Raw genomic sequence first — 24,391 nt, forward strand, 5'->3', positions numbered from 1 at the left:
CACCCGCACCCGCACCCGCAGCGGCTTCGGCAATATCACGTCGTTGCACGCAGAGGACGACCCAGGCATCCAGCAACGCGAACAGGAGACCATCTTCGACGCCATTGTCCATCAGGATCGGGATGCCGCCCGAGCCGCGATGCGTCTGCATCTGATCAACAGTCTGCTGCGCCTGCGCGCAAAGGATTAGCCACTAAAACGCTTATCGTTTACCATGCCGCCCGTCGGTTTCCGAGAGGAACTAACAGGGAATTCGCACGCTTTGTCTGCACAAGGCCAAAACGAAACTGCCCCCGCAACTGTAGGCATCGAGCCTGCTCCATGACTGCCACTGGATTCAGCTCCGGGAAGGCCGGAGCCTGGCGATGACATGCCAGTCAGGAGACCTGCCGACCTGCTTCAATCCACTAACCGGCGGGGTGTCCGGGAAGGACATCCGCACGCGGCAGCATTTCCCGTCGTGCCCGGTCATTTGCCGGGGATGTGTTTCCTGATGTGCATTGCGCCTTGGCACCTGCTCCAACGGAGACCGCATTTCATGTCGCTGCCCCGCCTTGCCGTACTTGCCGCCAGCCTGACGCTGTCCACCCTGACCCTCGCCGCGCCTACTCAGTATCCGCTGACCCTCGAAAACTGTGGTTCGACCCTGACGTTCGCGCATGCGCTGACCAAGGCAGTGACCATTGGCCAGGCCGGCACCGAAATGCTTTACGAACTGGGCCTTGGCGACAGACTGGTCGGCACTTCCCTGTGGTTCAACAATGTATTGCCACGCTTCAAGGCGCAGAACGACAAGGTCGAGCGCCTGGCCGACAACGAGCCCAGTTTCGAAGCGGTGATTGGCAAGCGACCGGAACTGGTGGCCGTGCAACTGGAGTGGATGGTCGGCAAACAGGGCGTGGTCGGCACCCGCGAGCAGTTCCATGACCTGAAGATACCCACTTACATCCTGCCGTCCGACTGTGAAGGCAAGGACAATCTGGTCGGTGCCGATGGCACACGCCTGGAGCCGTTCCGCATCGACACCATCTACAAGAGCATCGAGCAACTGGCGCAGATTTTCGATGTGCGGGATCGCGGCGACGCGCTGGTTGCCGACCTCAAGGCCCGCCTGAGCGCAGCGATCGCCAATGTCCGGCAGAACAAGGCCAATGACGTCTCGGCGCTGTTCTGGTTCTCCAGCTCCGACCTTGCCAGCGACCCTTTCGTGGCAGGCCGCAAAGGCATCCCAGACTTCATGCTCAACAGCCTGGGCATGCGTAATATCGTCAAGTCCGACGAGGAATGGCCGACAGTGGGCTGGGAGACCATTGCCAAGGCCAATCCAAGCATTCTGGTGATTGCACGCATGGATCGCCGCCGCTTCCCGGCCGACGACTACCTGAAAAAGATCGAATTCCTCAAGAGCGACCCGGTGACGCGCAACATGGACGCAGTCAAGCATGACCGGATCGTGATCATCGACGCCGAAGGCATGCAGGCTGGCCTGCGCCTGTTTACCGGGTTCGAGGAACTGGCTGAGGCCGCCAACCGTTTCAACGCTGCACAATGAGATTACAGGTAGCACTGGGCCATGTGCTCTGGGTCTCGGCAGTGCTGGTGCTGGCAATCATGGTCGGTGCAGCGATTGGCGAAACCTCGATCAGCCTGAAGGTGGTTTTTCAGGTGCTGGCCAACAAACTCTGGGCTGCCGGCTATGTGCTCGACCCTATCGACGAAGGCATCGTCTGGAACTACCGGCTGACCCGCGCGATTGTCGCGGCAGCCTGCGGGGCCGGGCTGGCGATCTGTGGCGTGGTGTTGCAATCCTTGTTGCGCAACCCGCTGGCAGACCCATATCTGCTGGGAACTTCCGCCGGGGCCTCGACCGGCGCGGTGCTGGTCGCCATTCTGGGCTTCGGCGCGGGGGCTATTTCGATGTCGGCAGGCGCTTTTGCCGGGGCCGTGGCGGCGTTTTCGCTGGTCGCCCTGCTGGCGCATTCGTCGCGAGGCACCACAGCAGCCGGGCAGATCATTCTGGCCGGAATCGCCGGTTCACAGCTGTTCAATGCCCTGACGTCGTTTCTGATCACCAAATCCGCCAGCTCCGAACAGGCACGCGGCATCATGTTCTGGCTGCTGGGCAACCTCAGCGGCGTACGCTGGCACTCGGTCTGGCTGGCAGTGCCGACGGTGCTGGTCGGTCTGCTGGTGTGCCTCTGGCACCGGCGAGCGCTGGACGCGTTCACTTTCGGCAGCGACTCGGCGGCGTCACTGGGGATTGCCGTGCGGCGCGTGCAGATCATCCTGATCGCGACCGCAGCCCTGGTCACCGCAGTGATGGTATCGATCGTCGGCTCCATCGGTTTTGTCGGGCTGGTGATCCCGCACGCGGTGCGTATGCTGATCGGTGTGCGCCACGCACGGCTGGTGCCGTTGAGTGCATTGAGCGGCGCGCTGTTTCTGATCGCTGCCGACATCCTCTCGCGCACGCTGATCAAGGGCCAGGCGCTGCCGATTGGCGTCATTACCGCACTGATCGGCGCACCGGTCTTCGCTTTGATTCTTATCCGGGGAAATAGCACGCGATGAACGCCTTTCCTCATCTGGCCAACGCACCGGTGCTGGGCTGCACGGGGCTGGGTTATTCGGTGCGTGGCACTGCGCTGCTGCGCGACGTCGACTTGAGCATCGCTGCCGGCGAGACACTGGCCGTGGTCGGCCCTAACGGTTCGGGAAAATCCACCCTGCTGAAACTATTGGCCGGTATTCAGAAGCCGGCCAGCGGCACGGTCAGACTGGGCGGGCAACCACTTGAGGCAATGAGCCGCAGAGACGTGGCGCGCCTGCTGGCGGTGGTCGAACAACAAGCGGAAACCAGCGATGCCGTGACGGTTCTGGATGCCGTCGAGCTGGGCCGCACGCCGTGGCTGTCGGCACTCGAGCCGTGGAGTACCAACGATGACGCAATCGTTCGCCAGGCGTTGCAGGATGTGGACATGCTGCACATGCAGAAACGTGCCTGGCACACCCTGTCCGGTGGCGAGCGGCAGCGCGTACACATCGCCAGGGCGCTGGCGCAACGACCCAGGATCCTTCTGCTGGACGAGCCGACCAATCACCTGGATATCCAGCACCAACTGACCATCCTCGGTCTGGTCAGGGCCTTGCCGGTAACCACTGTGATAGCCCTGCACGACCTGAATCAGGCGCTGGATTGCGACCGCGTGGCGGTCATGGAGAAAGGCCGACTGGTCGCACTGGGGGCGCCGGTCGAGGTGCTGACCCCGGAACGCCTGCTGAGCACCTTCGGCGTCGTGGCGCACTGGCTGACCGACCCTTTCGACGGCGCGAAAATCCTGCGTTTGCGCTCACACTGAAGACGCGCCGATGGTCAGCCGGTCACCTGGCGCATGCTTCAACAGGTGCGCCGCGCGGCCTGTAGCACTACAATGCGCGCTTTGCCCGCCGCAGGATCCGTTGCCATGTCGTTACCCAAGCACCACCTAGAATTGCTCAGCCCTGCGCGGGATGTAACCATCGCCCGTGAAGCCATCCTGCATGGCGCCGATGCGGTGTACATCGGCGGGCCGAGCTTTGGTGCGCGACACAACGCCTGCAACGAGGTCAGCGACATTGCCGAGCTGGTCAAATTCGCTCATCGCTATCACGCGCGGATCTTCACCACGATCAACACCATCCTGCATGACGACGAACTGGAACCAGCCCGCAAGCTGATTCACCAGCTCTACGACGCAGGCGTGGACGCATTGATCGTGCAGGACCTCGGGGTGATGGAGCTGGATATTCCGCCCATCGAGCTGCATGCCAGCACCCAGACCGACATCCGCACCCTGGGCCGGGCGAAGTTCCTCGATCAGGCCGGTTTCTCGCAACTGGTGCTGGCCCGCGAGCTGAACCTGCAGGAAATTCGTGATATCGCCCGAGAAACCGATGCCGCTATCGAGTTTTTCATTCATGGCGCGCTGTGCGTGGCGTTCTCCGGGCAGTGCAATATTTCCCACGCGCAAAACGGCCGCAGTGCCAACCGCGGCGACTGCTCGCAGGCTTGCCGCCTGCCCTACACGCTCAAGGATGATCAGGGTCGCGTCGTTGCCTTCGAAAAGCATCTGTTGTCGATGAAAGACAACAACCAGAGCGCCAACCTGCGCGATTTGGTGGACGCAGGCGTGCGCTCGTTCAAGATTGAAGGTCGCTACAAGGACGCAGGCTACGTCAAAAATATCACCGCCTATTACCGCCAGCGTCTGGACGAGATTCTCGAAGACCGTCCGGACCTGGCACGCGCTTCCAGCGGCCGTACCGCGCACTTCTTCGTGCCCGACCCGGAGAAGACCTTTCACCGCGGCAGCACCGATTATTTCGTCAGTGACCGCAAGATCGACATCGGTGCGTTCGATACGCCGACGTTTACCGGTCTGGCAGTCGGCACCGTCGAAAAACTCGGCAAGCGTGACCTGATCGCCGTGACCCATGAGCCGCTGTCCAACGGTGACGGTCTCAACGTGCAGATAAAGCGTGAAGTGGTGGGCTTCCGTGCCAATATCGCCGAGCTCAAGGGCGAGTTCGAAGAAGACGGCCAGAAGCGCTGGCGCTACCGTGTAGAACCCAACGAGATGCCTGCGGCCCTGTCCCGTGTGCGCCCCAACCATCCGTTGAATCGCAACCTGGACCACAACTGGCAGCAAGCGCTGCTCAAGACCTCGGCCGAGCGCCGCATCGGCATTCAGTGGCAGGTCACCCTTCGTGAAGACCACCTGCGCCTGGAAGCCATCAGTGAAGAAGCTGTGAGCGTCGCGGTAAACCTTGACGGTCCGTTCGGCGCAGCCAACAAGCCCGAGCAGGCGCTGGATCAACTGCGTGACCTGCTCACTCAACTGGGCACCACGATCTACCATGCCCAGGATGTCAAAATTGACGCGCCGCAGGCGTTCTTCGTGCCCAATTCGCAGCTCAAGACCCTGCGCCGCGACGCCATCGAGGCGCTGACCGAAGCGCGCATCAAGGCGCATCCGCGCGGTGGTCGCAAGGCTGAGACTACCCCGCCGCCGGTGTACCCGGAGTCGCATTTGTCGTTTCTGGCCAACGTCTACAACCAGAAGGCTCGCGACTTCTATCATCGCCACGGCGTACAGCTGATCGACGCGGCCTACGAGGCCCACGAAGAGACCGGCGAAGTGCCCGTGATGATCACCAAGCATTGCCTGCGCTTCTCGTTCAACCTGTGCCCGAAACAGGCCAAAGGTGTGACGGGCGTGCGCACCAAGGTCGCGCCGATGCAACTGGTGCACGGTGATGAAGTGTTTACCCTCAAGTTCGATTGCAAACCTTGCGAAATGCACGTGATCGGCAAAATGAAAGGTCACATTCTCGACCTGCCGCTACCCGGCAGCGCTGCGGCTAAATCAGTGGTCGGCCACATTACCCCGGAAGACCTGCTCAAGACTGCGCGTCAGCGTTCTCCGCACTGATCGGTACAAGGGGGTTGGCGCCCTGCCAGCCCCCTTTCGTCTTCTGACAAAGCCCTCTTAAAGAACGCGCTCCATGTGGGTCGTGTTCCACACCGGATCGCTCTCCACATCGGTCACGGCAAAGCCCTGTTTCTCCCAGAAACGGATCGCGCCGGGCAGAAACGGATGAGTATGCAGGTACAAAACCTCTATGCCACCTGCCTCGGCATGGGCCCAGAGAGCCTGACATAAACGGCTGGCCAAGCCGTCGCCGCGAAACTCCGGCGTGACGAACAGGCGCACGATCTCAACGGTTCTGCGCCCGCGATAATCGAGCTGCGGGAAACGATGATCGAACGGCAGGTAGCCCACAGCCGCGATGATCTGCCCTTCACTGCGGGCGATCAGAAACTTGCCGTCCTCCCCGTCCAGATACACCTGCTCGAAACCGGCCAGATCGGGCGGAACGGTGACGGTGTCGAGCAAGGGAAAGATTCCGGCACGCGCACGCATGACGAAATCGACGGTGTGCGGGATCTCGGAGGGGTGTACCTCAGTAATAGTGATGTTCATGAGCACGGACTTATTGGGGGAATTGCAGGGTGATACAAATGTTACGCCAGAGATGGGCTTTTGGACGCCCGGCTTAACTATAGAGCAGGCGGCGCGGCGCAGAATTGTGACGCGGAGCGTCACGACAGGCATTCCCACCCGGTGCGTGAGGAAAGATATGTGCCTGGAGCGACTGGGGCGCCCAGAGGCAAAAACGCCGATTATCGTGAGCGGGCAATGCGGCGCACAGCTTTACAGCGCAAACCCTTCGATACGCACCAATGCAAGGCAGGAAAAATCATGCGCCAGACACCTCGTAAACGCTGCACGGCCTTGCGGGCATTGCCAATGCGCGTCTGAACCGCTGCAATCGCAAGCTGGCACAGCCCCTGCATGATGTTGGATAACCCCACCATGAATGTGGTCGGGCCGCCCCGGTTGATCGACGTTGATCGCCAGTCTCGCAGAGACCAGAGGGCCACATGGGTGCATCCGGCAACGTGGCTTGATGGCATCCCCGAACACCCAATAAGAGAACAGGCAAAGGTGCCTGGAACCGAAAGGTTCCGGGCGCTTTTTTTTTGCTTCAAAAAACCTGATTGGCCTCGGCCGGGACTTGCTATGAACACCACAGTCTTCCCCATGAACGATGTAAAAACCCTGATCGTCGTCGGTAATGGCATGGTCGGGCACCATTGCGTCGAGCAGTTGATCGCAGGCGGCGCACTGGAGCGTTATCGCATCCATGTATTTGGCGAAGAAGCACAGCGTGCCTACGACCGCGTGCATTTGTCCGAATACTTTACCGGCCGCGATGCCGAGTCGCTGGCCATGAGTGAAATGTCTGTCTACGAACAACCTGGCCTGACGCTGCACCTGGGCGTACCGGTGCTGGAGATTGATCGTGATCGTCATGAAATCATCACCGCCGAAGGCTGCTTCAGCTACGACAAGCTGATCCTGGCCACAGGCTCCTTCCCGTTCGTACCGCCGATCGAGGGCGCACAGGGCAACTCGCAGCTGGTCTATCGCACGCTTGAGGACCTGGACACCATTCGCTACGCCGCCTCGAAAGCTCGCCGTGGCGTGGTAGTCGGCGGTGGTCTGCTCGGGCTTGAAGCGGCCAATGCACTGAAATCGCTTGGCCTGGAAGCCCATGTTGTCGAGTTCGCCCCGCGCTTGATGCCGGTGCAACTGGACGAGCACGGCGGGGCCGCCTTGAAAGCGCGTATCGAAGCGCTGGGCGTCGGCGTACACCTGTCGCGCGCCACACAATCGATCAGCGACGGCAAGCAATACCGCTATCGCATGAACTTCGCCAACGACGAATTTCTGGAAACCGATCTGATCGTGTTCTCTGCCGGTATCCGCCCACAGGACGCTCTGGCTCGCCAGTGTGAACTGGAACTCGGCCCGCGTGGCGGTATTGCAATCGACGAGCACTGTCGCACCAGTGACGCCGATATCTATGCAATCGGCGAGTGCGCGGCCTGGAACGGCAGCGTATTCGGCCTGGTAGCACCCGGTTATCAGATGGCCCGTGGCGTAGCTGCACAGTTGTGCGAAAAGGACACTGAGCCGTTCTTCGGTGCAGACATGTCCACCAAGCTCAAGCTGCTGGGCGTGGATGTCGGCTCCATTGGTGACGCGCACGGTGCGCTGGCCGGGGCTGTCAGTTATCGTTTCATTGACGAAGCCACCGCCAGCTACCGTCGCTTGGTGGTGTCGGCCGATGGCAAACAGGTACTCGGCGCTGTGCTGGTCGGCGACAACAGTTACTACGACACCCTGCTGCAATATGCGCAGAACGGCATCCCGCTGCCCGCCGATCCGTCGAGCCTGATTCTGCCGCGTGGCGAAGGCGCGCCGACGCTGGGTGCCGATGCCCTGCCCGCCACCGCGACCATCTGTTCCTGCCATAACGTCAGCAAGGGCTCTATCTGTTCGGCAATCGACAACGGCTGCACCGACCTCGCCGGGATCAAGGCCTGCACCAAAGCGGCCACCGGCTGTGGCGGCTGCACCGCGCTGCTCAAGCAGGTGTTCGAGCATGAGTTGATGGCGCGCGGTGTGGCGGTCGACAAAAGCCTCTGCGAGCACTTCGCCTACACCCGCCAGGAGTTGTACTCGATGGTCCGCGTCGAAGGTATCGAGACCTTTGACGAGCTGCTGACTCGCCATGGCAAAGGCGCGCATGGCTGCGACATCTGCAAGCCTGCGGTCGGCTCGATTCTCGCTTCGTGCTGGAACCGCCCCATCACCGAACCTTCGCTGGTGCCACTGCAGGACACCAACGACACCTTCATGGCCAACATGCAGAAAAACGGCACCTACTCGGTCGTACCGCGTATTCCGGGCGGCGAAATCACCCCCGACGGGCTGATCGCGATTGGTGCCGTGGCCAAGAAGTACGACTTGTACACCAAGATCACCGGCGGCCAGCGCATCGACCTGTTCGGCGCGCAACTGCATGAACTGCCGGACATCTGGAGTGAGTTGATTGAGGCGGGTTTCGAGACCGGGCATGCCTACGGCAAATCGACCCGGACGGTTAAGTCCTGCGTCGGCAGTACCTGGTGCCGCTATGGCGTGCAGGACAGCGTCGCCATGGCACTGCGCATCGAGGACCGTTACAAGGGGCTGCGCTCACCGCACAAACTCAAGTTCGCCGTATCCGGCTGCACCCGCGAGTGCGCCGAAGCGCAGAGCAAGGATGTGGGTGTGATTGCCACCGAGAACGGCTGGAACCTGTACCTGTGCGGCAACGGCGGCATGCGTCCGCGCCACGCCGAGCTGTTCGCCACCGACCTGGATGACGAAACCCTGATTCGCTACATCGACCGTTTCCTGATGCTCTACATCCGCACTGCCGACAAGCTGCAACGCACCTCGGTCTGGAGGGAATCGCTGGAAGGCGGCCTCGACTATCTCAAGGCGGTGATTGTCGATGACAGCCTGGGGCTGGCCGCAGAGCTGGAGTCGCAGATGCAACTGGTGGTCGACCGCTATGAATGCGAATGGGCCAATGCCCTCAAGGACCCGGAGAAGCTCAAGCGCTTCCGCACCTTCGTCAACGACGGACGTGGCGACCCGGACGTGCATTTCGTCAAGGAGCGCGCCCAGCGTCGTCCGGCAAAACCCGAAGAGCTGGCCCTTATCCCGCTGTTCAAGGAGGTGGTGTAATGAATTCGTCCAACACCGTATTGGCGGGCGAAAACGCCCATTCTGCACTGCAACTGCACTGGCATGCCCTGTGCGGACGCAAGGATCTGGTCGCCAACTCCGGCGTGGTAGCGTGGCTGGACGGCGCGCAGGTAGCGCTGTTCTACCTGCCTGAAACCCCTGAGGGCGAACAGCTCTTTGCCATCGACAACCGCGACCCCAAGTCCGGCGCCAATGTGATCGGTCGCGGACTGATTGGCCATATCGCTGGCGAGCTGGTGATTGCCTCGCCGTTGTACAAGCAGCATTTTCGCCTGCACGACGGTAGTTGCATCGAGTACCCGGAGCAACGTCTGGAGGTCTGGCCGGTACGGCTTAACGGAGATCAGGTAGAGATTGCCGTCTAGCTGATAACAATAGGGCCAGACAACCTGATCGCTGGCCGACCAGGCTGTTGCGTGGGATGAATGACCGACTATTGCAGCTCGGACAACAGCGCTTTGTTGAAGCCCTGCGGATCTTCCATCTGCGGGGCATGCCCCTTGCCTTTGAACTCCACCAGTCTGGCACCAGGGATCATCTGCGCCACCTGCTTGCCCAATACCTTGTAATTGCCGATCTTCGCCTTGACCTCAGGCGGTGCGATGTCGCTACCGATGGCGGTGGTATCGGCGTCGCCGATCATCAACACGGTTGGCACCTGCAGCCTGGGAAACTCGTAGAACACCGGCTGGGTGAAAATCATGTCGTAGATCAGCGCCGAGTTCCAGGCAACGATCTTATGACCCGGCCCCTTGTTCAGACCGGCCAGCATGTCGACCCACTTGTCATATTCCGGCTTCCAGCGGCCATCGTAGTAGGTCTTCTGCTCGTAAGCGCGAATACCTTCGGCGGTGGTCTTCAGCTCTCGTTCATACCATTGATCGACGCTGCGGTACGGCACGCCGAGTGCTTTCCAGTCTTCCAGACCGATAGGGTTGACCATCACCAGCTTCTCGGTCTGCTTCGGGTACATCAACGCATAACGCGTGGCCAGCATGCCGCCCGTGGAGTGACCGACTACCGACACCTTGTCGATACCCAGTTTTTCCAGCAGCGCATGGGTATTCATCGACAACTGCTGGAAGCTGTACTGGTAGTGTTCCGGCTTGGTCGAGGTGCAGAAACCGATCTGATCCGGTGCGACAACGCGATAGCCCGCAGCGCTCAGCCCCTTGATGGTGTCTTCCCAGGTCGCAGCGCAAAAATTCTTGCCGTGCATCAGCACCGCGGTGCGGCCATTGGCCTTGCCGGTGGGTGCGACATCCATGTAACCCATTTCCAGCGTCTGGCCCTGAGACTGAAAACTGAATTTGTGCAGCGCGTGGGGGTAAGTGAAACCTTCCAGTTGCTGGCCATAACCGGGCGTTTCAGCCAGTGCTGCGCCTGACAGCGTCAACGACATCAACATGCCGGCAATCTTTGCAGCCCGCATAAGGGGCACCTCCTGTAGCCTGTGGATAGGGGTCGAAATCTGCAGCCGCTTCCACGTTAAACCGCAGACCAGCAAGTAGACCTTGTTTCCCACTACAGATTCGCCCCTTTCCTACCTGCAGAACCGTAAGCAGACGTTTCATCATGCCAGCCCGACGGCGGCAAAACGCTGGACGCCCCCTGCCACGCTTGCCTAGACTGAGCCGTCGGTTACAGGCCGTCGTGGTCAGCCAGGTCTGATGCCAAGGAACAGCAATGAATCGAAATGAACTGCGCAAGGCCGACATCAACCTGATGGTGGTCTTCGAGACATTAATGCAGGAGCGTAACGTCACCCGGGCAGCCGAAAAGCTGTTTCTCGGCCAACCCACGATAAGCGCCGCACTGAATCGCCTGCGCAACCTGCTCAATGACCCGTTGTTCATCCGCGTCGGGCATCGTATGGAGCCGACCGCGCGCGCCCATGAGATTCTCAAGCACCTGACGCCAGCGCTGGATGCCATGTCTACCGCGCTGAGCCTGACCACCGATTTCGATCCCTCGGTCAGCAAGATGACTTTTCGCATCGGCCTGACCGACGACGTCGAATTCGGCCTGTTTCCCGCCATGCTCAAGGCCATCCGCGAGGAGGCGCCTGGCGTGGTGATCGTGGTCAAGCACGTCGACTATCTGAATATCTCCGAAGTGCTGATGTCCGGAGACATCACCGTCGGCGTCTGCCTGACCCGTGAGCTGCCGGCCAATGCCAAACGCAAGACGCTGCGCAACGTGCAGCCACGACTGGTGCGCGCCGACAAACCACGCGGCCCGATGAGCATCGACGAATATTGTTCACGACCTCATGTGGTGGTGTCGCACGTGGCCAGCATCAGCAGCTTTGCCGATGAGTGGCTGACCGCACTGGGTCGCAAGCGTCAGGTCGTGTTGTCAGTGCCGCAGTTCGCCACCCTGCCCGCACTGATGGCTGGCACCGACATGATTTCGGGCCTGTCCGACTACGCGGCCAAGGCCATGAGCGCATTGGGTTTGCTGTATGACGAGCCGTTGCCCTTCCCCACGCCGGGGCTGGACCTGTCGATGACATGGCTGAGTGTGATGGACAGCGACCCTGCCGAGCGTTGGCTGCGCAGCAGGATCGAGGAGTTCATGGGCGAGCGCCAGGAAGCGCCCGCCCTGGCCGGCTGATCAGCCGAAACGACCGGTAATGTAGTCTTCGGTCTGGGTCTTGGAGGGCTTGGTGAAGATGGTGTCGGTGTCGCCGTGCTCGATCAGTTCACCCATGAACATGAAGGCGGTGTAGTCGGAGCAACGCGCCGCCTGCTGCATGTTGTGGGTCACGATGATCACGGTGAACTGCTCCTTGAGTTCAGTGATCAGCTGTTCGATACGCCCGGTCGAAATCGGGTCAAGTGCCGAGGTGGGCTCATCGAGCAGCAACACCTGAGGGCGCAGCGCGATGGTGCGGGCGATGCACAGACGCTGCTGCTGACCACCGGACAGACCGGTTGCGCTCTGCTTGAGCTTGTCCTTGACCTCATCCCACAACGCCGCACCACGCAGTGCCTGCTCGACGCGATCTTCTATTTCCCGACGCGACAGCTTTTCGTGGTGCTTGATGGCATAGGAAATGTTGTCGTAGATCGACATCGGGAACGGCACCGGCTTCTGGAACACCATGCCCACATGACTGCGCAGGCGGTTCATCGAGTAGCCAGGCGCCAGGATGTTTTCGCCATTGAGCAGCACTTCGCCGCGCGCTTCCTGTTTCGGGTACATCGCGTAGATACGGTTGAAAACGCGCAGCAGGGTCGATTTACCGCAACCCGACGGGCCGATGATCGCAGTGATGCGCTTCTCGGGGATGGTCATGTCGATGGACTTCAACGACTTCTGGTTGTTGTAGAAAAACTCCAGACCGCGCACTTGGATCTTGGTCTTTTCGTTGGCCAGGGAAAGGTTGTTCATCAGGACGACCTATTGCGCAGAAGAATTAAGCGAGACAGCAGACTCAGTATCAGTACGAACAACGTCATGACCAGCGCACCGGCCCATGCCAGAGAGTGCCAGTCATCGAACGGGCTCATGGCGTACTGAAAAACCACCACTGGAACACTGGCGATTGGTTTGAGCAGATCGCTGCTCCAGAACTGGTTGCCGAAAGCGGTGAACAGCAGCGGCGCGGTTTCGCCGGTGATACGTGCCAATGCCAGCAATACGCCGGTAACCACACCCGCCTTGGCAGCGCGCAAGACGATTTGCAGAGTCAGCTTCCATTGCGGCACACCCAGCGCCAGTGCGGCTTCACGCATGGTCGAGGGTTGCAGTTGCATCATTTCGTCAGTGGTACGCACCACCACCGGGATCACCAGCAATGCCAGAGCCAGCGCACCGGCAATCGCCGAAAAGCCCACTTGGTGGCCTGTCACTGCGTTGAGCGGCAGTACCACAACGGTGTAAACGAACAGGCCGAGCACGATGGAAGGTGCCGACAGCAGGATGTCGTTAATAAAGCGTACTGCGTTACCCAGCTTGGTGTAGCGAGCAAACTCGGCCAGCCAGATACCGGCCATCAAGCCGATTGGTGTACCGATCAACAGGCCTATGCCGGACATCAGCACGCTGCCGTTGAACGCGTTGGCCAGGCCACCCTCGGTGCCAGGTGGCGGGGTCATGCCGGTGAACAACTGCAGGTTGAGCGCGTCGATACCCTTGATGATGGTGGTCAGCAGAATCCACACCAGCCACAGCAGGCCGAAGGCAGTGGCACCACAGCTAAGCACCATCGCAATCTTGTTCTTGATGCTGCGAACCCGATACAGGCTCTCGCTGCCTGTCACATCCTTACTCATAACCCCTCCTTACGCGAAAGGCGCGACAGCATCAGACGTGCAAGGGCCAGCACGATGAAGGTGACCACAAACAACAGGAAGCCAAGGGCGATCAGTGCCGAACGGTGCAAGTCGGTATAGGCCTCGTTGAACTCGTTGGCGATCACCGAAGCAATGGAACTGCTTGGCATCATCAGCGATGCAGAGAACTGATGGGCGTTGCCCAGTACAAAGGTGACCGCCATTGTTTCACCCAGCGCGCGTCCCAAGCCGAGGAACACACCGCCGACCACTGCCGAACGGGTGTAAGGCAGCACGATGTCCCAGACCACTTCCCAGGTCGTGCCGCCCAGTGCGTAGGCCGACTCTTTGAGGGCCACGGGCACGGTACGGAAGACTTCCTGCATAACCGAGGTAATGAACGGCGTGATCATGATCGCCAGCACGATACCGGCGGACAGCATGCCGATACCCAGCGGCGGGCCTTGAAACATCGGACCGATCAGCGGCAGTGCGCCGAGGTTTTCGGTGATCCAGGGTGACAGGTGTTCAGCCATGAACGGGCCAAAGACAAACAGCCCCCACATGCCGTAGATGATCGACGGGATACCTGCCAGCAGCTCGATGGCCGAGGCAATCGGCATGCGCAGCCAAGGCGGAGCTACTTCGGTCAGAAAGATTGCAATGCCGAAACTCACCGGGACGGCGATCAGCAAAGCCAGAAAAGAGGTAACCAGGGTGCCGTAGATCGGAACCAGCGCGCCGAACTGGCCGGCGTTCACGTCCCACTCGGTGCTGGTCAGAAAGCCAAACCCGAAAGTCTGGAATGCCAGACTGCCGCCCCACAGGGTCGACAAGGCAATACAACCCAGCAAAGCAAGCACCAGCATTGCTGCGGCCTGCAATGAACGCTTGAACCACAGGTCATGACGATGATCCCGTTTGGCGCGCTTCTCGCCCTCGGACTCACCAGCGGAGACGTTAGCGGACAGGTATTGGGGGTTTTCAGTCATGTTGAGGCCACTCGCAAGGAAAAGCCCCTGTCACCGAGCCTATATCGCGGCTGATGACAGGGGTGGTACGGGTTGAATCACTTACTTGGTGAATTCCGTTTTCCAGTAGCTTTCCACGCGTTCAACCAGCGATTTCGGCAATGCTACGTATTCCAGCTTCTCGGCCTGTTTCTGGCCGTTTTCCAGGGACCATTTGAAGAAGTCGAAAGCGGCTGCGCTTTTCTCTTCGTTCTTGGCTTTCTTGTACATGATGATCCAGGTGGTCGCGGTGATCGGCCATGCAGCCTCACCCGGCGCGTTGGTCATGATCAGGTTGAAGTCTTTGGCGCTCGCCCAGTCGGCAGTGTCAGCAGCGGCAGCAAAAGCCTTGGCGTCTGGCTTGATGAATTTGCCGGCAGCGTTTTTCAACTGGGTGTAAGACAACTTGTTGGTCGTCGCGTAGGAGTACTCAACGTAACCGATCGAACCCTTGATCTGTTTCACGTAGGCAGAAACACCTTCGTTACCCTTGCCGCCCACACCGGCTGGCCACTGCACGGTCGAACCGAACTTCAGCTTCTCGTTCCACTCCGGGCTGACTTTGCTCAAGTAGTTGGTGAAGTTGTAAGTGGTACCCGAACCGTCCGAGCGGTGAACAACGGTGATCGCAGTATCAGGCAGCTTCACGCCCGAGTTCAGGGCAGTGATTGCCGGGTCGTTCCACTTCTTGATGTCGCCCATGAAGATCTTGGCGATAGTTGGGCCGTCCAGCTTCAGCTCGCCACTTTCAACGCCTTCGACGTTGACGATCGGCACGATACCGCCGATGACGCTTGGGAACTGACCCAGGCCGCCAGCCTGCAGGTCCTCAGCGGACATAGGGGCGTCGGATGCACCGAAGTCAACAGTCGCTGCCTTGATCTGGGCAATACCGCCGCCCGAACCGATGGACTGATAGTTGATACGGTTATCCTTGGTTTTGCTGTAGTCCTGGGACCACGCTGAAATAACCGGGTAGACGAAACTCGAACCAGCACCTGTGACATCAGTCGCATGGGCCACACCGCTGAGGCACAGCGAAGCGATCAGAAGCGACAAGCGTTTTTTAGTCAGCAGTATCACGGTAATACCTCAGTCCAGGAGATTGTGTGGTGGCCCAGTTAAAGAGGCCCGAGGCGGATTTAAAACCTGAAATGTTGCTGTTTCATGACAATCCAACGAATCGTGTCGGTGAGGGAGCTTTTTTGTAGGCGATTTCCTACGCTGCCGACGCTGAAAAACCCTGTAGAGCCCAATGTTTACGGCGAAATCATGCCCCACAGCGCAAAATAGCTTTTTGCCACCCTTAGATAGATAGCCAAACGCCATCTGCGTTATAAAAATGTAAGAAAGTATGATTTTAAGAATCGTTGGGGATGACCAGACGGTCACGTTATAGCTAAATCAACTTAAAAATGTTCCATCAGCGCTCATCACATCTATGCAAATCAGCGAATGCAAAAGGTTTGAAACCGCCGACGCAAGGAGTCGGCATTGGTGGGAGCGTGTCGCACGAAGCTACCGTTCGTCGGGTTCAACGGCACCTATGGCCACTGGCCAATGACCAATATACGTACGTTAAAGAACTACTTTAAAACAACGGAGTAAGCATCATGATCAAGACCAAACTGACTGCCCTCACCCTGGCAGGCCTGATGGCCGTCGCTTCAGGTGCAGCCTTTGCCGAATCGACCACCAGCTCTGAAACGCCAATCAACAAGAATGCGACCAAGCTGCCGGGCACTAACACCCAGCCGATGGACAGCACCTCTTCCGAAACTCCTGGCGCGCAAACAGACAGCAAAAAAGCGGCTGCCGAAAAGTCGATGAATCATGACAAGGGCGCACATGGCACGCACGACAAGAGCAACGTTACTGAAAAAACCAAGACTCAGTAATTATGCTTCTGGCGCGGGCAGGACAACATGTTTTGCTCGCGGGTCAGTGGCAGATCCCGTAACACCGTTCTACCCCATTGCACTCACGGAGGTTGCAGCATGATCAGGAATAGATTGGGGGCATTAGGCCTTGCAGCACTGCTGGCGCTCTCGTGCGCAAGCGCATTCGCAGGCTCTACAGGCCCAACGAACCCGGTAGGCGACGGTCCGAAAGTACCCGGCACCGGAGCGGAAAAGAACGTGGACGGAACCAGTCCCGGCGCGCCAGGCACAAGCCCCGGCACCAAAGGCATGGACCCGCTGCCCGGAAAGAATGGCAGTGCGGATGACAAGCCTCATGACTCGAAACAACCGCATGACGCCAATCACCAAGACAGTCAGGATGAACGCAAAGCGCCTTGATGGCAGGCCAGCTCTTCAATGACGTCGGCAGCATGTTCAGTTGCCCACTGCACATAACACACCTCCACCGGCATACCATGCTCGGCGCAGAAATCCAGCCAGCGCAGTTGGTTGTCCTGGAGACGATCCCCTGGTCCCTTGACCTCTATCATTCGATAACGCCGCTGCTCCGGGAAGAACTGGATCAAGTCCGGCATTCCGGTCCGGTTGGCTTTTACATCCTGCAACAGACGACGAAACCAGTGACGCAGGTGCTCAGCGGGCAGGCAATACAGTGCCTGCTCCAATAGCTGCGGCGTCAATGCAGCCCAGAATACGAAGGGTGATTGCAGGCCGAATTTGCTTTGAAAATGCTCGCGAATGGTCGTCAGATATTCACCTGACTCCAGTTGCATCAGGCAGGCATCGAACAATGCCACCCTGTTTTGATAGAAATCCGGGCTGTACAGGTCGCTGGGCGCACTGTGAAACGGGTGAAAGAATGCGCCCGGCAAGGGCGCGAAAATGGCCTTCCAGCACAGCAGACCAAACAGGGAATTGACCAGCGCATTCTCGACGTAATGCACTTCCCCGCCCTGCTCTTGTTCAAGGTGCTGGCGTATCAGGCGCTCGACACTTATTCCCGATACTGGCGTGATCTGAACGTCCAGCCGCGCAATGGCCTGCACGGTGCGCTTGCGCGCGCCCGTCAGGCCGAGCTTGCGTTGCAGTCGCGGCAAGACGCGTGACAGGTGCTGGACCTCGGCATCACTTTCCGGAGCGAGACGGGCCTGTTCCGCCAGCGTCAGCGCCGCGGTGTACTCGGCGTTGCGCTCCAGCACGCGGATTTGCCTTGAACGCGCACCGGGATAGCTGGACTGACGGTACACCGCCATCGCCAGAGGCCAGTCCTGCAGGCGCTCAGCCTGTTGCACGATGCGAAACAGCAGTTTGGCGCGGCGCATATGCAACCACGCATTGCCGCACTGGACCGCGATGACCTGTTCGGCCAGCGCATGCAGATCGATACAGGTTTCCAACGCTTCTCGACAGGCATGCAATTGCAGGCACACATCGATGTCGGCGCGCTGATTGATGACGCGCGACTGCACCGAAAATTCGACCTTTTCGTAGCGGTAGATACCCAGATCAGCCAGCACGAACTCCGACCACTCCTGATACAGATTGCCGAAGTACAACAATCGCAGGCGGTCACAGAGCGGCATGATATTCAGGCCGAACACGGCGTCAGACAACGTCGGGTGCCATTGCTCAAGTGCCTGTGGCGCTTCATACAACGGCTGCAAGCGCTCCAGCCATGCCTGCTTGCGCTCTGGCCCCTTGACTGCATGGGCTTTGAAGCACTGGGTCAGCTCGTCGCGGCGCAGCAACTGGAACAGTTCGCTCAAACCCAGTGGCGGGCTGGTGACGACCCAGCCGCGATCCAGCAGCGGCTGCACTGCCTCACGAGGGTCGCCGATTTCGACGTAACTCAGTTTGCTGGCCCGAAACAATACGCCCTTGCGCATCACCATGCGTACCAGCAGACCCTGGGCACGCACGGGCGCCTCGGCAAACTCGCTGATGAAACGGCGCTCGGCTGCGTCGAGCAGGTCGTCGTAGCGCAGGGCAATCCAGGCAAGGACCTGCCGGAAGTTTTCCAGGTAATAGAACGGATTGTCGAGAGGAGCAGTATTCAAGGCCAGCGTTCACATGAAAATGATCAGACTGGACAAGAATGCTGGTTATCCGTACAGGTTCCAGCTCAAATACCTGCTGAGCGCCGGTCGGCCGATCAATGGCACGTATCGCGGCCAGACAGTCGGCCTTAGAATCAGTGGGATAACCTCTGTAGCCAAGAGTCGGATATGCAAACGCCACTGGTTTATCTCGCAGGCTTCGACGTGTTCCGGCCAGACGCCGTCGAGTACGGACGCTACCTCAAGGCGTTATGCTCGGCACACGGGCTTGAAGGTTTGTACCCCTTCGACAATGAAGTGACCCTCGGGCGCACGCCGCATGAAACTGCGCAGCAGATTTACTCGATGAATATCGCGATGATTCATCGCTGCTCTGCCGTACTGGTCAACCTGAATGTGTTTCGCGGTCTGGAGCCGGATTCGGGCAGCGCATTTGAAGTCGGTATGGCGGTGGCATTGAACAAGCCCGTTTGGGCGTACTTCGAGCCAGTGACCTCGTTGCGCGAACTGGTTTCTCATGATGAACACGGGTTTGATCGCGACGGCTTTATGGTTGAGGACTTCGACTTGCCCCGCAACCTGATGCTCGCCTGTAGCTGGGCGGGTACCAGCTCTACCGTGGAGCTGGGTGCCGAGGCACTGGCAAGGTACCTGAATGGCTTAAAGGTCATGCCCGGCGAGTAGCTGAACGCACGCGCTCACCCCCAACCCAGAAAGTCCCCGCCGTTGTCACGCAGCATCTGCAACATGCCCTCTGCCGCTGGCGACAGGTAGCCGCCCTTGCGCAGGGTAACGCCGATTGTGCGCTTGAGCGTGGTCTGTTCCAAGGGCACTTCACGTAGGTGTTGCATGGTCTTGCCAAACTCCAGCGACTCGCGGGCGATGAAGCTCAGCAGGTTGCTTTGAGCAATCAAGCCTGGCAACAGGGAGATCGAGTTCGCCTCGATCTGAACTGTCGGCAGCGGCAGGCCGTTGGCAGCAAAGGTTGCGTCCAGCCACTTGCGTGATGAAACGCTGACTGGCGGAAGTACCCAGCGATACGCGCAGAGGTCACTCATCTTCAATGAGGTCTTGAAGATCGGGTGGTGTTTACTGGCGACCACCACGGCTTCGTCCCTGAGTATGGCGAAGCTGGTGACGTCTTCGCTGTCGGGTGCCAGTGCGCAGATGATCATGTCCAGCTGCCCTGAACGCAGCGACTCACGCAACAGGTCATCCTGGCCTATCACCAGCTTGAAAGTGACATCCGGCGTACGCTGTAACAGGGCCGAGGTCAGTTTCGGCATCAGGTATTCCGCCATCGTCGCGGCGCAGCCGACGCGAATGTTGCCCACCATGCCACTGGCGAAATCCCTTACTTCCCGCTGGGTCTGGGCAATGCTCTGCTGCAGTTCCTTGCCGCGTGCCTGCAACAGCTCACCCACCGGGGTCAGTTTGATGCGTCGACCGTCACGCTGAAACAGCCGCGTTCCGAATGATTCCTCCAGCCGCTGAATGCTTTTTGTCAGCGCAGGCTGACTGCGATTGAGCTTTTCCGCGGCTCGCCCGAGGTGGCCCAGTTCGGCAATGGTTTCAAAATAAGTGAGATCGCGCAGGTCCATATCTATCAACCAAAGTTATCAATTCATGATTATTAGAAAATAGACTTGATCGGTTGCCAAGTCGATACTGTTTGCATGTGATCCACCCGATTCAAGGAGAACGTCCTTGTCACACGCTTCACGCTTTTCACTTTCCACCCTTGCCCCGCTCACTCAATGGGCGGGCCTGATCCTGATGGCCGGTGCTGCCGGTCAACTGCTCAAACTGTTCAATATGCCTGCTGCGATGTTCCTCGGCCCCATGCTGGTTGCTATCGGCTTTGGCGTGTCGGGCGCCACCATCCGCATGCCCAAGCGGGCGTTTCAACTCGGCCAGGGCACCGTTGGTGTGCTGATTGCGCATGCCATGTCAGTCAGCGTATTGCTCACGGCGCTACAGTCCTGGCACGTCATGCTGCTGGCCACGATCCTGACTGTGGTGCTGAGCGCGGCGGTGGGTCTGGTACTGGTGCGCTTTGGCGGAATCCCGAGTAACACTGCCGCCTGGGGCACGTCGCCCGGCGCGGCTTCGGCGATGGTCGCCATGTCCGAGGATTACGGCGCAGACTCGCGAGTCGTTGCCACCATGCAATATGTGCGCGTGGTCTGCGTGGTCACCATCGGCGCGCTGGTCAGCCATTTCATCGGCGCACCGGATTCCGGGGCTGACCTGCACAGCACCGCAGCCGCCTTGCATAGCCTGAACCTGATCGACCTCGCCCTGAGTCTGGCAGTGATCGTAACGGGCGTGGCACTGGGCTCGCGCCTGCCAGCGGGTGCCTTGCTGGTGCCGTTGATGCTGGGCGGCGCGCTGCAACTGAGCGGCGTCATGCAGATCAGCATTCCTGACTGGCTGCTGCCAATTGGCTATGGTGCTATCGGCTGTTATGTAGGGCTGCGTTTCGACCGGCCGACAGTGCAATACGTGTGGCGACGGCTGCCGATGATGATTCTGGCCTCACTGCTGCTGATCGTTCTGTGCGCCCTGTCGGCCTGGCTGATTGCAGTGATGATGGGCAAGGATTACCTCTCGGTGTACCTGGCAACCAGCCCGGGCGGCCTGGACACCATGGCCATTATTGCCATCGATACTCATGCCGATGTCGGCTTCGTGCTGGCCATGCAGACCCTGCGCCTGTTCGGCGTGATCCTGACCGGCAGTTTCCTGGCCCGGCAGATTATCCGCCTGAGCGACAAACGCATCCCTGCGCTCTGATTGCCGATGCCAGGCTCAGCCGTTCACTCATGCCCCGCCAGAGCACTGGCCAGGCTGGGTGCCAGCGGCAACACCGGCAACAGCGTGGCCTGATAGGCGTGATAAAGGTCCGGCTTGCCCGGCCAGATATCAGCACTTGGTTCGTTGCGCTGGTTCAGCTCATGGCGCCAGCTGCCATGCTCATGATCGATGAACAGGGTCTCGTTGAATTCCCAGAAACGGCGATACCAATCTTCGTACTGTTGCTCGCCGGTACGTTGCAGCAACGCTGCAGCAGCAGCGGCCGCTTCGCAGTGGGTCCAGTGCAGGCGATGACGGACCACTGGCTGGTTCTGCCAGTCAAGGGTGTAGACGATACCCGGCGCACCGTCGACATCCCAGCCGTAGCGGCAGGCATTGGCAAACAGCTGGCGGGCGTCATCCAGTAACCATTCCGGATTTGAACGCCCGGCGTGGCGACGCGCGGCCTCCAGATGCAGCACCAGCCGTGCCCACTCGAAGGCATGCCCCGGCGTGGTGCCGAACGGCCGGAAGCCATCAGCCGGGTTTTCGCGGTTGTAATCGGGCAGCGGTTGCCAGTTTTGTGTGAAGTGCTCGATGACCTGAAAATTGTTGGCCCCGGCATGTTGATGGATCACCCGCTCGACAATGCTCAACGCCCGGTCGAGCCATTGAGCATCGCCGGTCACGTCGGCCAGCGCGAGGAAGGCTTCGGTGCTGTGCATGTTGCTGTTGGCACCGCGATAGGCCTCTTCGTTGCTCCAGTCCTGCGCAAACGACTCACGCATGGCACCTTCCTGCTCGCTCCAGAAACGGGTCTGGATGATCTGGATGGCCTCGGACAGCAATGCTTGCGCGCCAGGCCGCCCCGCCACCACGGCAGAACTGGCCGCCAGTGCGACGAAAGCGTGCAGATACGCTTGTTTGTCGGTTTTGCCGCCGTCTTCGAGCGCGGCACTGAACCAGCCATCGTGTTCGGCATCGCGCAACGGGCCACGCAATGCGGCGATGCCATGATCGACCAGTGCGGCACAGCCGGGTATGCCTTGCGCATGGGCCATGGCAAAACAGTGGGTCATACGTGCGGTATTCATGGTTTCGGCCGTGGCGCCGACCATCAGACGGCCGTAGTCATCAAGACTGCCAAAACCGTTGTCGAGTCGGGAAGCCTTGGCGAAGGTCAACAGACGGTTGCCTTCCAGTGCCAGCCATTGATGATGGGCTGGCGAGCGCAGCCAACTGCTGAAGGTGTGATTATTATTATCCATGACGCGATGCCGCCCCCTTCGATAAGGTTGTGCCCAGACTGTACCGGAGGTCATTTCGACCGAGGGCATAATGCGCGCCCGGTCGATCGTCGGCAAGCGGACACAACCTGTATCAATGTAGGGTTTTACACCTTGAAGCGTGAGACCACCTGATTCAGGTCAGCAGCAAGACGCGACAATTCATGACTCGACGCACTGATCTGGTTGGCACCCTGAGTCGACTGCATGGACAGATCGCGAATGTTGACGATGTTGCGGTCGACTTCACGCGACACTTGCGCCTGTTCTTCCGCAGCGCTGGCAATCACCAGATTACGCTCGGAAATCTGATTGATCGACGATGTGATCTCACTCAACGACTCGCCCGCGCCCTTGGCCAGCGCCAACGTCGAATCGGCCCGGTCGCGGCTGGTGTTCATCGAGTCGAGCGCCTGCGCAGAAACGCTGCGCATGGCATTGACCATCGAGTCGATTTCCAGCGTCGACTGCTGGGTGCGATGCGCCAACGCACGGACTTCATCCGCCACTACCGCGAAACCACGGCCCGACTCGCCCGCGCGCGCCGCCTCGATGGCCGCGTTGAGCGCCAGCAGGTTGGTCTGTTCGGCAATCGAGCGGATCACGTCCAGCACCTTGCCGATATCCTGAGACTGATTGGCAAGGTTCTGCACCAGTGTCGAGGTGGCCTGCACGTTGTCGGTCAGTGTCTGGATCGACTGCACCGTCTCGATCACCCGCGTCTGGCCTGCCAGTGCCGAGGTACTGGACTGGGTGGAGGCGTCCGACGTGGAGACGGCGTTACGCGCGACTTCTTCTACCGCCGAGGTCATTTCGTTGATCGCCGTGGCGGCCTGATCGATCTCTGCATTCTGCTGGTTCAATCCGCGATAGCTGTCCTCGGTGACCGAGTTTAGCTCGGTGGCCGCCGACGCCAGCTGGGTAGCCGAGCTGCCGATGTGGCGCATGGCTTCACGCAGATTGACCTGCATCATTGCCAGCGCACGCAGCAGTCGGGTGACTTCGTCTTCGCCGTCGACCTCGATGGTATGGGTCAGGTCGCCGTTGGCAACCTGCTCGGCAGCAGTGACGGCACGTTGCAACGGCCCCACGATACTGCGGGTCAGCCAGAGCGCCAAACCGATGGTGCACAATGCGGCGATAACGACAATGACGATGTCACGCGATTTGTCGTACTGGGCTTCGGCCGACTTGCCTTCGGCATCCACCTTGGTGACATAGAAATCAGCCAGATCATTGAGCTGTTTGCCGGAGCCATCGACGATCTGCTTCATATCGACCAGCAGCAGCTTGTTCAGACCGGTGCTGTCGCCCTGCCCGGCGAGAACAAAAGAGCGATCCAGCGCGCTGCGGTATTGACCCATGGTGACCATGAACTGGTCAGTCAGGGTCTTCTCTTCAGGGGTGTCGACGAACGTCTTGAGAATGCCCAGCTTCTTGTCCAGATCACCCAGACGTACGTCCAGCTGCCCGCGATAGGTCGGAATGCTTGCAGGGTCGGTGTCCAGCGCCATGCGCAAGGAGATGGTCCGGATACGCAGCATGATTTCCCGGATATCGTTGACCACTCGCATGCTGGGCAGCCAATTGGTCTCCACTGCCACTTCGCTCTGGCGAATGGTCGACATCTGTACCAGCGCGAACCATCCAAGTAAAGCCACCAACAGGGAAATCAGGGTAAAACCCAGACCGGCACGACGAGCGATTGTGAGTGTGCGTAGATTCATGACCAGTGCTCTTTTGTATTTGGAGGGCAGTATCTGACGCCAAGTTGTCAGACAACCGAGAGCGTATCGTCCTTGTCCGACAATTCTTTAGAGGGTGTAGACAAAAT

General features: G+C 59.5%; 21 protein-coding genes, 2 pseudogenes and 1 riboswitch. Of the genes and pseudogenes, 12 read left to right on the forward strand and 11 right to left on the reverse strand.

Translation table 11 applies throughout. The features are described from left to right. The 5 genes and pseudogenes from ALO64_RS26040 to ALO64_RS00105 all read left to right on the forward strand — a co-directional run. A pseudogene (locus ALO64_RS26040) lies at positions 1-190 on the forward strand (GntR family transcriptional regulator); the annotation flags it as partial. Positions 191-208: 18 nt separating this feature from the next. After that, positions 209-408, forward strand: a riboswitch (cobalamin riboswitch). 130 nt (positions 409-538) lie between these two features. Then, complete coding sequence (locus tag ALO64_RS00090; RefSeq protein ID WP_044344759.1) at positions 539-1,552, forward strand: ABC transporter substrate-binding protein; 1,014 nt, start codon at positions 539-541, stop codon at positions 1,550-1,552. Further along, positions 1,549-2,571, forward strand: a complete 1,023-nt coding sequence (locus ALO64_RS00095) for a FecCD family ABC transporter permease (protein ID WP_044344760.1) — start codon at positions 1,549-1,551, stop codon at positions 2,569-2,571. The genes ALO64_RS00090 and ALO64_RS00095 overlap by 4 nt, the downstream gene beginning before the upstream one ends. Beyond that, positions 2,568-3,359 (forward strand): ABC transporter ATP-binding protein, encoded by a 792-nt coding sequence (locus tag ALO64_RS00100; protein WP_044344761.1) that lies wholly within the window; start codon positions 2,568-2,570, stop codon positions 3,357-3,359. The genes ALO64_RS00095 and ALO64_RS00100 overlap by 4 nt, the downstream gene beginning before the upstream one ends. Positions 3,360-3,464: 105 nt before the next feature. Beyond that, positions 3,465-5,471 (forward strand): peptidase U32 family protein, encoded by a 2,007-nt coding sequence (locus tag ALO64_RS00105; RefSeq protein ID WP_044344763.1) that lies wholly within the window; start codon positions 3,465-3,467, stop codon positions 5,469-5,471. 57 nt (positions 5,472-5,528) lie between these two features. Here the strand turns inward: ALO64_RS00105 and ALO64_RS00110 are convergent, their stop codons facing one another. After that, positions 5,529-6,023 carry a GNAT family N-acetyltransferase gene (locus ALO64_RS00110; RefSeq protein ID WP_005780121.1) on the reverse strand — a complete coding sequence of 165 codons (495 nt, stop codon included), beginning with the start codon at positions 6,021-6,023 and terminating at the stop codon, positions 5,529-5,531. A 600-nt stretch (positions 6,024-6,623) separates the two neighbouring features. On the opposite strand from ALO64_RS00110, the gene nirB reads away from it, so the two are divergent. Together nirB and nirD are read left to right on the forward strand one after the other, a co-directional pair. Beyond that, the gene (gene nirB, locus ALO64_RS00115; protein ID WP_044344764.1) at positions 6,624-9,185 is read left to right on the forward strand and encodes a nitrite reductase large subunit NirB; all 2,562 of its coding nucleotides are present in this window, start codon (positions 6,624-6,626) and stop codon (positions 9,183-9,185) included. After that, positions 9,185-9,571: a nitrite reductase small subunit NirD gene (nirD, locus tag ALO64_RS00120; protein ID WP_002553915.1), complete on the forward strand. Its 387-nt coding sequence runs from the start codon at positions 9,185-9,187 to the stop codon at positions 9,569-9,571. Before nirB ends, nirD begins: the two co-directional genes overlap by 1 nt. A gap of 68 nt (positions 9,572-9,639) precedes the next feature. On the opposite strand, the gene ALO64_RS00125 is transcribed toward nirD, so the two are convergent. After that, a complete protein-coding gene (locus ALO64_RS00125) occupies positions 9,640-10,638 on the reverse strand; it encodes an alpha/beta fold hydrolase (protein ID WP_044344765.1) in 999 nt (332 codons plus the stop codon). Between the two features lie 254 nt (positions 10,639-10,892). Between ALO64_RS00125 and ALO64_RS00130 the strand changes: the two genes are divergently transcribed. Then, positions 10,893-11,822: a LysR family transcriptional regulator gene (locus ALO64_RS00130; RefSeq protein ID WP_002553917.1), complete on the forward strand. Its 930-nt coding sequence runs from the start codon at positions 10,893-10,895 to the stop codon at positions 11,820-11,822. Here ALO64_RS00130 and pstB read toward each other — a convergent pair whose 3' ends face one another. The 4 genes from pstB to pstS all read right to left on the reverse strand — a co-directional run bounded on the left by pstB (position 11,823) and on the right by pstS (position 15,579). Then, entirely contained in the window at positions 11,823-12,602 is a 780-nt protein-coding gene (gene pstB, locus ALO64_RS00135) for a phosphate ABC transporter ATP-binding protein PstB (protein ID WP_044344766.1), read from the reverse strand. Continuing rightward, positions 12,602-13,486, reverse strand: a complete 885-nt coding sequence (gene pstA, locus ALO64_RS00140; RefSeq protein ID WP_044344767.1) for a phosphate ABC transporter permease PstA — start codon at positions 13,484-13,486, stop codon at positions 12,602-12,604. Before pstA ends, pstB begins: the two co-directional genes overlap by 1 nt. Continuing rightward, on the reverse strand, positions 13,483-14,478 hold the full coding sequence (gene pstC, locus ALO64_RS00145; RefSeq protein ID WP_044344768.1) for a phosphate ABC transporter permease subunit PstC: 996 nt from the start codon (positions 14,476-14,478) through the stop codon (positions 13,483-13,485). Before pstC ends, pstA begins: the two co-directional genes overlap by 4 nt. Positions 14,479-14,559: 81 nt before the next feature. Beyond that, positions 14,560-15,579, reverse strand: coding sequence for a phosphate ABC transporter substrate-binding protein PstS (pstS, locus tag ALO64_RS00150; RefSeq protein WP_002553921.1), 1,020 nt, complete (start codon positions 15,577-15,579; stop codon positions 14,560-14,562). A 530-nt stretch (positions 15,580-16,109) separates the two neighbouring features. On the opposite strand from pstS, the gene ALO64_RS00155 reads away from it, so the two are divergent. Both ALO64_RS00155 and ALO64_RS23560 read left to right on the forward strand, forming a co-directional pair. Further along, positions 16,110-16,394 (forward strand): hypothetical protein, encoded by a 285-nt coding sequence (locus ALO64_RS00155; RefSeq protein ID WP_044344769.1) that lies wholly within the window; start codon positions 16,110-16,112, stop codon positions 16,392-16,394. 99 nt (positions 16,395-16,493) lie between these two features. Next, complete coding sequence (locus ALO64_RS23560; RefSeq protein ID WP_052508580.1) at positions 16,494-16,796, forward strand: hypothetical protein; 303 nt, start codon at positions 16,494-16,496, stop codon at positions 16,794-16,796. Here ALO64_RS23560 and ALO64_RS00160 read toward each other — a convergent pair. Next, positions 16,772-18,475, reverse strand: coding sequence for a VRR-NUC domain-containing protein (locus ALO64_RS00160; RefSeq protein ID WP_044344770.1), 1,704 nt, complete (start codon positions 18,473-18,475; stop codon positions 16,772-16,774). The two genes, ALO64_RS23560 and ALO64_RS00160, sit on opposite strands and share 25 nt — an antisense overlap. Positions 18,476-18,643: 168 nt before the next feature. On the opposite strand from ALO64_RS00160, the gene ALO64_RS00165 reads away from it, so the two are divergent. Next, complete coding sequence (locus tag ALO64_RS00165) at positions 18,644-19,159, forward strand: nucleoside 2-deoxyribosyltransferase (protein WP_002553924.1); 516 nt, start codon at positions 18,644-18,646, stop codon at positions 19,157-19,159. A 14-nt stretch (positions 19,160-19,173) separates the two neighbouring features. Here ALO64_RS00165 and ALO64_RS00170 read toward each other — a convergent pair whose 3' ends face one another. After that, complete coding sequence (locus ALO64_RS00170; RefSeq protein ID WP_002553925.1) at positions 19,174-20,076, reverse strand: LysR family transcriptional regulator; 903 nt, start codon at positions 20,074-20,076, stop codon at positions 19,174-19,176. 106 nt (positions 20,077-20,182) lie between these two features. Between ALO64_RS00170 and ALO64_RS00175 the strand changes: the two genes are divergently transcribed. Beyond that, positions 20,183-21,271 carry an AbrB family transcriptional regulator gene (locus ALO64_RS00175; RefSeq protein WP_044344771.1) on the forward strand — a complete coding sequence of 363 codons (1,089 nt, stop codon included), beginning with the start codon at positions 20,183-20,185 and terminating at the stop codon, positions 21,269-21,271. Positions 21,272-21,294: 23 nt separating this feature from the next. Here ALO64_RS00175 and ALO64_RS00180 read toward each other — a convergent pair whose 3' ends face one another. The 3 genes and pseudogenes from ALO64_RS00180 to ALO64_RS26695 form a co-directional block, all read right to left on the reverse strand. Then, on the reverse strand, positions 21,295-22,539 hold the full coding sequence (locus ALO64_RS00180; RefSeq protein WP_002553927.1) for a D-mannose isomerase: 1,245 nt from the start codon (positions 22,537-22,539) through the stop codon (positions 21,295-21,297). Between the two features lie 125 nt (positions 22,540-22,664). Continuing rightward, entirely contained in the window at positions 22,665-23,531 is an 867-nt protein-coding gene (locus tag ALO64_RS26690) for a methyl-accepting chemotaxis protein (protein ID WP_373368612.1), read from the reverse strand. After that, positions 23,520-24,284 (reverse strand): annotated as a pseudogene (locus tag ALO64_RS26695) (MCP four helix bundle domain-containing protein); the annotation flags it as partial. The pseudogene ALO64_RS26695 and the gene ALO64_RS26690, both read right to left, overlap by 12 nt. Positions 24,285-24,391: the final 107 nt, after the last annotated feature.

It is taken from the genome of Pseudomonas meliae, from assembly GCF_001400515.1.
In the GTDB taxonomy this organism is placed as follows: domain Bacteria; phylum Pseudomonadota; class Gammaproteobacteria; order Pseudomonadales; family Pseudomonadaceae; genus Aquipseudomonas; species Aquipseudomonas amygdali.

What these genes read in the sequence shown, in the direction of transcription:
- ALO64_RS00155 (WP_044344769.1), top strand. Translation starts at nt 16,110, where the DNA reads ATGATCAAGACCAAACTGACTGCCCTCACCCTGGCAGGCCTGATGGCC.
- ALO64_RS23560 (WP_052508580.1), top strand. Translation starts at nt 16,494, where the DNA reads ATGATCAGGAATAGATTGGGGGCATTAGGCCTTGCAGCACTGCTGGCG.
- pstC (WP_044344768.1), bottom strand. Translation starts at nt 14,478, where the DNA reads ATGACTGAAAACCCCCAATACCTGTCCGCTAACGTCTCCGCTGGTGAG.
- ALO64_RS00170 (WP_002553925.1), bottom strand. Translation starts at nt 20,076, where the DNA reads ATGGACCTGCGCGATCTCACTTATTTTGAAACCATTGCCGAACTGGGC.
- nirD (WP_002553915.1), top strand. Translation starts at nt 9,185, where the DNA reads ATGAATTCGTCCAACACCGTATTGGCGGGCGAAAACGCCCATTCTGCA.
- ALO64_RS00100 (WP_044344761.1), top strand. Translation starts at nt 2,568, where the DNA reads ATGAACGCCTTTCCTCATCTGGCCAACGCACCGGTGCTGGGCTGCACG.
- ALO64_RS00125 (WP_044344765.1), bottom strand. Translation starts at nt 10,638, where the DNA reads ATGCGGGCTGCAAAGATTGCCGGCATGTTGATGTCGTTGACGCTGTCA.
- pstA (WP_044344767.1), bottom strand. Translation starts at nt 13,486, where the DNA reads ATGAGTAAGGATGTGACAGGCAGCGAGAGCCTGTATCGGGTTCGCAGC.
- ALO64_RS00110 (WP_005780121.1), bottom strand. Translation starts at nt 6,023, where the DNA reads ATGAACATCACTATTACTGAGGTACACCCCTCCGAGATCCCGCACACC.
- ALO64_RS26690 (WP_373368612.1), bottom strand. Translation starts at nt 23,531, where the DNA reads ATGATGCAGGTCAATCTGCGTGAAGCCATGCGCCACATCGGCAGCTCG.
- nirB (WP_044344764.1), top strand. Translation starts at nt 6,624, where the DNA reads ATGAACACCACAGTCTTCCCCATGAACGATGTAAAAACCCTGATCGTC.
- pstB (WP_044344766.1), bottom strand. Translation starts at nt 12,602, where the DNA reads ATGAACAACCTTTCCCTGGCCAACGAAAAGACCAAGATCCAAGTGCGC.
- ALO64_RS00105 (WP_044344763.1), top strand. Translation starts at nt 3,465, where the DNA reads ATGTCGTTACCCAAGCACCACCTAGAATTGCTCAGCCCTGCGCGGGAT.
- ALO64_RS00130 (WP_002553917.1), top strand. Translation starts at nt 10,893, where the DNA reads ATGAATCGAAATGAACTGCGCAAGGCCGACATCAACCTGATGGTGGTC.
- ALO64_RS00165 (WP_002553924.1), top strand. Translation starts at nt 18,644, where the DNA reads ATGCAAACGCCACTGGTTTATCTCGCAGGCTTCGACGTGTTCCGGCCA.
- ALO64_RS00180 (WP_002553927.1), bottom strand. Translation starts at nt 22,539, where the DNA reads ATGGATAATAATAATCACACCTTCAGCAGTTGGCTGCGCTCGCCAGCC.
- ALO64_RS00090 (WP_044344759.1), top strand. Translation starts at nt 539, where the DNA reads ATGTCGCTGCCCCGCCTTGCCGTACTTGCCGCCAGCCTGACGCTGTCC.
- ALO64_RS00095 (WP_044344760.1), top strand. Translation starts at nt 1,549, where the DNA reads ATGAGATTACAGGTAGCACTGGGCCATGTGCTCTGGGTCTCGGCAGTG.